This is a genomic window from Paraconexibacter sp. (assembly GCF_041602235.1).
In the GTDB taxonomy this organism is placed as follows: Bacteria; Actinomycetota; Thermoleophilia; order Solirubrobacterales; family Solirubrobacteraceae; genus Paraconexibacter.
In genome coordinates, this window is the sequence record NZ_JBFIGP010000208.1 from 1 (window position 1) to 7099 (window position 7099).

Below are 7099 nucleotides of genomic sequence, written 5' to 3' on the forward strand. Positions count from 1 at the left end.
TAGGAGCGCCCGTCCCGGCTCCCGCGGATGATGACCTCGTACCCGTAGAGCACGGGGTCGTAGCGGCTGCGCACGACCCTCCCGCCGCGCGCCGCCACGAGCCTCGTCCCGCACGGCGCGTTCACGTCGAAACCCTCGTGGGTCCGGCCGCCGTTGCGCGGAACGCCGAACTGCCCGACGGGACCTCGGTCGCGGTGCTGACCGCGGATCGGGTACATGCGCCCCCGCAGCGTGAAGGAGCCCACGCGTCGCCGCTCGCCCAGGCTCGGCGCGATCACGCGCACCCGGTAGCGGCCGTCGCCGGAGGCGCGCCCGTAGCCGGTCACGCCGTCCCAGCGCACCCGCCGGCGGACCCCGGGCTCGACCGCCGTCAGCCGCAGGCGCCGGGCGACCGTGCCGGTCCGCTCACGGACGATCTCGACGTCGAGATCGAGTTGGCGTGGCGCGGCGATCGTCAGGTCGATCCGCACCGGATCCCGATCGAAGAAGATCTTCGACGGTGCGACGCGCTTCTGCGTCAGGCGGAAGGGCGGCGTGGAGGCGGGGCCGCCGGGGACCGCGGCGGTCGCGACGGCGGCGATGAGCGCGAGCACGCCCCCAGGATAGGCAAGGGGGTCTCCCCTCCCCGGCCCGCAGGGCCGAGGGCATTCTCATGAAGACTTCAGGTTCCCTTCGTCAAGCCCTCAGCTCCGTGGCCGATAGTCCACCCATGGCCGTCGAACTCACCACCACGCAGGCCCGCGCGATCGCGCACCTGCGGTGGCGCCACCCGGGCGCCGAGGTGCGGACGCACGAGGTCGTGTGGGGCCTGATCGTCGAGGCCCGTCACGAGGGCCACGTCTCCGAGGTCATCGCGTTCGACGCCGCGGGCCAGATCGTGCCCGAGCGCCGGCTCGGTGCCGCGGCCTGAACGACGGCCCATCCGTCGATCGGCGCGCGTCGGGCACCCCTACCGCCCCGGGCGCGCAAGCCCTCCGTCGTCAGCCCCCGAGCGCGTGCTCGCGCAGCAGCGCCGCCGACTCCTCGGGGCGCTCCCACCAGAACATGTGCCCGACGCCTTCGAGGATCTCGACCCTGGCGTCCGGGATCGCGCCCGCGATGAGGTGCGCGTTGGAGACGGGCAGCATCTCGTCGGCGTCGCCGTGCACCACGAGCGTGGGGGCCGCCACCGACGACAGCCGCTCCAGGGTGTCGTGCACACCGATCGCCTGCATCTGCAGCATGATCGTGGCGATCGACGCCGGGGTCCCCGTGGCCATCTCGTAGAACGCGGCCCAGTTGGCGTCGTCCGCCGCGAAGCCCGGTGAGACGTTCAGCTCGTAGCCGGTGCGGATCGCGAGCTCGCGATCACCGGACATCATGCCCGCCGAGAGCTTCTGGATCGTCTCGGGACCCGCCATGGCCGAGCCGTCGCCCCCGCTGTACGTGCACCCGAGGGTGAGGCTGGACACGCGGTCCGGGGCACGCAGGACGAGCTCCTGGGCGACCATGCCGCCCATGGAGATCCCCATGACGTGCGCCCGATCCATGCCGGCCGCGTCCATGAGGGCCAGCGCGTCGTCCGCGAGGTCCCCGATCGAGAACGGCTCCGGCGCCGGGTCCGACCGCCCGATGCCGCGGTGGTCGTAGGAGACGTGCTCGAAGGCCGGGTCGAGCGCCGACAGGAACGCCTCGCCCCACGATGCGTGCGTACCGCTCATGCCCTGGATCAGCAGGAGGGGCTCCCCCGTGCCTCGCCGCACGGCGTGCAGCGTCCGGTCCCCCACGTCGATGCGCTCGCTCATGCGGAGGAACGCTACAGCTCGAGCGCCAGCTGGTCCCCTGGGGTCTTGGGGGGCGCGGCGGCCGCCTCGTGCGCGAAGCCCGCCATCCGGACGCCCAGCAGCCGGACCGGGCGCCGCGGGGCGTAGGCCCGCAGCAGCTCCACGGCGATCGCGCCGACGCGGTCCGCCTGGTCGGTGTACTCGTCGATCGTCCGCGCCCGCGTCACCGTGGTCCAGTCGTCCAGCCGGACCTTGATCGCGATGGTGCGGCCCTGCCGGTCCTGCTTGACGAGCCCGGCGCACAACTCCCGCGCCATGCGGCGCAGATGGTCCTCCATCTCGGGGATCGTCGAGACGTCGACATCGAAGGTCCGTTCGCGCGACTCGCTGACCGCGATGCGCTCCTCACTGACGGGCGAGTCGTCCTCGAAGCGCCCGCGACGCGCCAGCCAGGGCCCCTGGTTGGTGCCGAACCGCGCGGCGAGCACCTCGTCCGGGGTCCCGGCCAGCTCGCCGAGGGTGGTGATGCCCAGCTCGTGCAGACGCTCGGCGGTCTTGGGGCCGATGCCCGGTACCAGGCCCACGGGGGCGCCCGCGAACCGGGCGATCGCCTGCTCGCGGCTGAGGACGACGAAGCCCGCCGGCTTCTCGGCGTCCGAGGCGACCTTGGCGACCAGCTTGTTGGGGCCGATGCCCACCGAGGCGGTCAGGCCGGCCGCCTCCTTGATCTGCGCGACGAGGCGCCGCATCTCGGTCTTGGGAGAGAACAGGTCGCTGAGGTCGAGGTACGCCTCGTCCAACCCGACGACCTCCACGGTCTCCACCGTGTCGCGCACCAGGTCCATCACGACCTTCGACGCGGCGCGATAGGCGGCGAAGTCCGGCGGGATGACGATCGCCTCCGGGCAGAGGCGCATCGCGCGGGACGTGGGCATCGCGGACCCGACGCCGAACTTGCGGGCCTCGTAGCTCGCGGTCGTCACGACCGAGCGCGGGCCGCTGCCCGACACGATCAGCGGCAGACCGCGGAGGTCGGGCCGGCGGAGCAGCTCGACCGAGGCGTAGAAGGCGTCGATGTCGAGGTGGGCGATGCGACGGGACACGGCCCCCGAAGGGTACGCCGCGCCCCCGACGGTCCCGGAACACGCGTTCGTGTCCCGGGACCGGCCAGAGCGGCCGTTCGACGGCTGGCGCGAGGGATACGCGACCTAGCGGGTCGCGAGGATGGTGCCGGTCGAGCCGAAGCCCAACGCACGCTTGGTGGCGCCGGTGAGGTCGTACTCACGACCGTGCACGTACGGGCCGCGATCGATGACGCGCACGTTCACGCGACGCTTGCCCTTCCGCAGCGTGAGCTTCGTCCCGCAGGGCAGCGACTTGTGGGCCACGCCCATCGTGCCGTAGCCGAGCGTCCCACCACAGGCGGTCCGGCGCCCGTAGAAGCCGGGGCCGTACCACGAGACGAACACGCGGCGGTACACGCGGACCGAGCCGAGCGTCCGGCGGGCCGACGTCGTGGCGGACGTGGAGCTGACCTTGACGCGCGTGGTGTAGCGCCCGAGCTTCGAGGTCTTCCAACGCAGCCGGTAGGCGCCGCTCTTCGACGTCCGGTCACGGTCGACCGTGACCCACCTGCCGCCCCGGCGGACCTGCAGGCGCAGCAGGCGGCCCGAGCCGGCCGGCAGCACCTTGCCGCGCAGGACCGAGGACCGGCCCGCGATGACGTCGCGGCGGAGCCTGGTGGAGCGGAAGGTCGCCGCCACGCGGATGTTCAGCGCACGGCTGGTCGACCCGTTGGGGGCGTTGCTGGCGGCGCGGACGGTCGCGCCATCGCCTGAGGCGCTCACCACGCGCAGCGCGCCGTTGCGACGCAGGCGGGTGCGGAACCGGAACTTGCCGCCGTCGGTGCTCGTCACCTTGGCGACGGCCGACCATTGGCCGCCACGTGGCCGGTACTCGAGCGTCAGCGGCGTCCCTGAGGTGGCGGGCGTGACCGCGCCTGTCACGGTCGCCATCCCGCCGTAGCGGATGTGACGGTCCGCGAGCTTGGCGGTGATGGAGCTCTGTGGTGTTGCGGAGTTCTGGGTGCCGGCGGGCGTCTGGGCCTGGGCCGGACTGGACAGTGCCGCAGTGGCTGCGGCGAGCGGGAGCACACCCGCGGCGGACAGTGCGCGGGCACGCGAGACGAACGGCGACATGCCGTACCTCCTGCGAGTCTGCCGCCTACGGGGTTAGCTGTCGGGTTCGCAGCCCACCGGGCACGCTTCTGGCGTGCCTCGACGAGACGCTACGGCGGCATCAGCGGCCGATTCACCCCAGTCCGTCTCCAGGTTCTCCGGATCGGACGAGTGGGTCCCCCGTTCGTCCCCGCAGTGGGCGGAGACGACTCGGCGATCGAACAATCGTTCGTAACGGTAGCGAGGATCGGCGAGGGGAGTGTGACCCGGCACACAGACGAAGAACTCCGGAGGAACGCCGTGTCCAGGGCATTCCTCCGGAGCGGGGCGCCACACCTGGCGCGCAAGAACTCCTGCTCAGGCGGCGTGCGCCAGCGGCGCGCTCTCGAGCGTCGCGCCGATCTCCTCGCGCAGCTTCGCGAGCCCGAGGCGGATGCGGCTCTTCGCCGTGCCCAGCGGCACGCCCGAGCGGCGGGCGATCTCGTCCGCGGTGAGCCCTCCCCAGTAGGCGAGGACGACGGCCTCGCGCTGCGGGTCGGGCAGGGAGGCGAGCGCCTCGCGGACGATCGTCCGGTCGCCCTCGCGCTCGGCCATGCGGTCGGGGCGCTCCTCGACCCGCGGCTCGTCCATCGACACGACGACCTTCAGCCGGTCGTTCGCGCGACCCGCGGCCTGCGCCTCACGCCACAGGTCCAGCGCGCGACTGCGGGCCATGAGCCGAAGGTAGCTGCCGAGCTCACCGCGTCGTGCGTCGTACTTCGACGGGTTGCGCCACACGCGCAGGAAGACGTCCTGGCAGACGTCCTGGGCCTGCGCGGCGTTCCCGAGGATCCGGTAGGCCGCACCGTAGACCGCACGGTTGTGGTCCTCGTAGATCCGGGAGAGCGTCGTTTGGTCTGACAGGTTCATCGCGGGGTGCCTTTCACTGCGGGGGATGTGGGACGGCGGGGTTCTACGCAACCTTCAACAGCGCGTACGGCTACCTTACACACTCGGTAGAAGCTTGTCCAACGCAATGTTGAAGTTCAGCTCCCGCCATCGTCCGTGCAGGGCCGCAGGCGCCCAAGTGCGATCCTTCCCGCCCCATGCGGATCGCACTCGCGCAGCTGAACCTGACCGTCGGAGACCTGCCCGGCAACGAGCGGCGGATCGCCCAGGCCATCGACGACGCCGCAGCCGCCGGCGCCCAGCTGGTCGTGCTCCCCGAGCTGGCCGTCACCGGCTACCCGCCCGAGGACCTGCTGTTCAAGGAGCACTTCCTCGCCGACGCACGGGCCTGCCTGGACCGTCTCGCGCAGCGCACGCGCGGCATCGTCGCCGTCGTCGGGTTCCCCGAGCGCGACGACGACGTCTACAACGCGGCCGCGGTGCTCGGGGACGGCGCGGTCCAGGGCATCTACCGCAAGATGCGCCTGCCGAACTACGGGGTGTTCGACGAGGTCCGCTACTTCCAGGCCGGCGAGCGGCCGGCGCTCATCGACGTCGACGGGATCCCGGTCGGACTCACGATCTGCGAGGACCTCTGGGTGCCCGGCCCACCCGCCACCGACGAGGCGCTCGCGGGCGCGCGCCTGCTCGTGAACCTCACGGCCTCGCCGTTCCACGCTGGCAAGGGCGGGGAGCGCGAGCGGATGCTCGCCCAGCGGGCACGCGACCACCTCGCCCCCGTGGCGTTCTGCGCGCTCGTGGGCGGACAGGACGAGCTCGTCTTCGACGGACACAGCGTCGTCCTGGACCACGAGGGGCGTGTCGTCGCCCGAGCCCCGCAGTTCGAGGAGACGCTGCTGCTCGCGACCGTCGATACCCGAGCGGCCGCCAATGCCCGCCTGCGGGACACCCGTCCCCGGCTCGCCAGCCGTGAGGCCCGCCCCCAGGTGGACACGATCGCCACCCTGCGGACCGACGCCCCGTCGGACGCCCACGGCGGCCCCGACTCCCCGGCCGACGCCCCGACGGGCTCCATCGCGCCCCTCCTGGACCCCGATGCCGAGGTCTACGGAGCCCTCGTCCTCGGTACCCGCGACTACACGGAGAAGAACGGCTTCCGCCACGTGGTGCTCGGGCTCTCTGGTGGCATCGACTCCACCCTCGTGCTGCTCGTGGCCGTCGACGCCCTCGGCGCCGACCGCGTGAGCTGCGTCGTCATGCCGTCGCGCTTCTCGTCCTCCGGGACGCAGGGCGATGCCCGCACGCTCGCCGCGAACCTCGGGGTGCAGCAGCTCGAACTGCCGATCGAGGGCCCGATGTTGGCCTACGACGAGCTGCTGCGCGAGGTCTTCGCCGGCCGCGAGCGCGACCTCACGGAGGAGAACCTGCAGGCCCGGATCCGCGGGAACCTCCTCATGGCGCTGTCCAACAAGCTCGGCTGGCTGGTCCTGACCACCGGGAACAAGTCCGAGATGTCCGTGGGCTACTCCACCCTCTACGGCGACAGCGCCGGTGGCTTCGCGGTGATCAAGGACTGCCCGAAGCAGCTCGTCTACCGGTTGACCGCGTGGCGGCGCAGCCGCGACGCGACCGACCCCGTGCCGGAGGAGATCGTCAGCCGCCCGCCCTCGGCGGAGCTGCGGCCCGACCAGCGCGACGACGACTCGCTCCCGCCCTACGAGATCCTCGACGCGATCCTCGAGGGCTACGTGGAGCGGGACCTCGGGCGGGAGCAGCTCGTCGCCCGCGGCCTTCCGGCGGACGCCGTCGATCGCGTCATCCGCCTCGTCGACCTGGCGGAGTACAAGCGCCGCCAGTCACCGCCCGGGATCAAGATCACGCCGCGCGCCCTGGGCCGCGATCGGCGCCTGCCGATCACCAACCGCTACGGCGGCTAGGCCCCTCAGGCCGAGGGGCTTTCGTTCGGGACCTGCGCCGCCTGCTCGCGGACCGCTGCGGCGAGCTCGGGCGGCAGCGGTCGCACCGCGATGGTCATCCGGATGATCGAGCACAGCCGTCCCTGCTCGTCGGTGATGTCGACCTCCCACACCCACGTCGTCCGCCCGCGATGGCGACGCGTCGCGACCGCGTCGATCCTGCTGCCCAGCACCGGACGCAGGAAGCTCGTCTGGTTCGACAGCCCCTGGGCCATGAAGCCGTCACGCATGACGACCGTCGCGGTGGCCATGGAGGTGATCGACTCGGCGATCGATGCCAGCACCCCGCCGTGGA

7 protein-coding genes, 1 pseudogene and 1 riboswitch are annotated in these 7099 nt (G+C 72.2%); of the genes and pseudogenes, 2 read left to right on the plus strand and 6 right to left on the minus strand.

The annotated features are described in order from the left end of the window. A pseudogene (locus ABYE80_RS14955) lies at positions 1 to 593 on the minus strand (hypothetical protein); the annotation flags it as partial. 116 nt (positions 594 to 709) lie between these two features. Between ABYE80_RS14955 and ABYE80_RS14960 the strand changes: the two are divergent. Beyond that, the gene (locus ABYE80_RS14960; RefSeq protein ID WP_372791087.1) at positions 710 to 910 is read left to right on the plus strand and encodes a hypothetical protein; all 201 of its coding nucleotides are present in this window, start codon (positions 710 to 712) and stop codon (positions 908 to 910) included. 70 nt (positions 911 to 980) lie between these two features. Here ABYE80_RS14960 and ABYE80_RS14965 read toward each other — a convergent pair whose 3' ends face one another. The 4 genes from ABYE80_RS14965 to ABYE80_RS14980 form a co-directional block, all read right to left on the minus strand. Next, on the minus strand, positions 981 to 1784 hold the full coding sequence (locus tag ABYE80_RS14965) for an alpha/beta fold hydrolase (RefSeq protein ID WP_372791088.1): 804 nt from the start codon (positions 1782 to 1784) through the stop codon (positions 981 to 983). Between the two features lie 11 nt (positions 1785 to 1795). Beyond that, positions 1796 to 2866: a DNA polymerase IV gene (gene dinB / locus ABYE80_RS14970; protein ID WP_372791089.1), complete on the minus strand. Its 1071-nt coding sequence runs from the start codon at positions 2864 to 2866 to the stop codon at positions 1796 to 1798. 105 nt (positions 2867 to 2971) lie between these two features. Continuing rightward, positions 2972 to 3961, minus strand: coding sequence for a septal ring lytic transglycosylase RlpA family protein (locus ABYE80_RS14975; RefSeq protein ID WP_372791090.1), 990 nt, complete (start codon positions 3959 to 3961; stop codon positions 2972 to 2974). A 5-nt stretch (positions 3962 to 3966) separates the two neighbouring features. Further along, positions 3967 to 4166: riboswitch (cyclic di-AMP (ydaO/yuaA leader) on the minus strand. 131 nt (positions 4167 to 4297) lie between these two features. Then, a complete protein-coding gene (locus ABYE80_RS14980) occupies positions 4298 to 4849 on the minus strand; it encodes a sigma-70 family RNA polymerase sigma factor (RefSeq protein WP_372791091.1) in 552 nt (183 codons plus the stop codon). Positions 4850 to 5025: 176 nt separating this feature from the next. Here ABYE80_RS14980 and ABYE80_RS14985 point away from each other — a divergent pair, with 176 nt between their 5' ends. Next, positions 5026 to 6765 (plus strand): NAD+ synthase, encoded by a 1740-nt coding sequence (locus ABYE80_RS14985; RefSeq protein ID WP_372791092.1) that lies wholly within the window; start codon positions 5026 to 5028, stop codon positions 6763 to 6765. A 5-nt stretch (positions 6766 to 6770) separates the two neighbouring features. On the opposite strand, the gene ABYE80_RS14990 is transcribed toward ABYE80_RS14985, so the two are convergent. Then, positions 6771 to 7099, minus strand: a 329-nt coding sequence (locus tag ABYE80_RS14990) for a PaaI family thioesterase (RefSeq protein ID WP_372791093.1), incomplete at its 5' end; no start/stop codon positions are given.

What these genes read in the sequence shown, in the direction of transcription:
- ABYE80_RS14980 (WP_372791091.1), bottom strand. Translation starts at nt 4,849, where the DNA reads ATGAACCTGTCAGACCAAACGACGCTCTCCCGGATCTACGAGGACCAC.
- ABYE80_RS14965 (WP_372791088.1), bottom strand. Translation starts at nt 1,784, where the DNA reads ATGAGCGAGCGCATCGACGTGGGGGACCGGACGCTGCACGCCGTGCGG.
- ABYE80_RS14960 (WP_372791087.1), top strand. Translation starts at nt 710, where the DNA reads ATGGCCGTCGAACTCACCACCACGCAGGCCCGCGCGATCGCGCACCTG.
- ABYE80_RS14975 (WP_372791090.1), bottom strand. Translation starts at nt 3,961, where the DNA reads ATGTCGCCGTTCGTCTCGCGTGCCCGCGCACTGTCCGCCGCGGGTGTG.
- ABYE80_RS14985 (WP_372791092.1), top strand. Translation starts at nt 5,026, where the DNA reads ATGCGGATCGCACTCGCGCAGCTGAACCTGACCGTCGGAGACCTGCCC.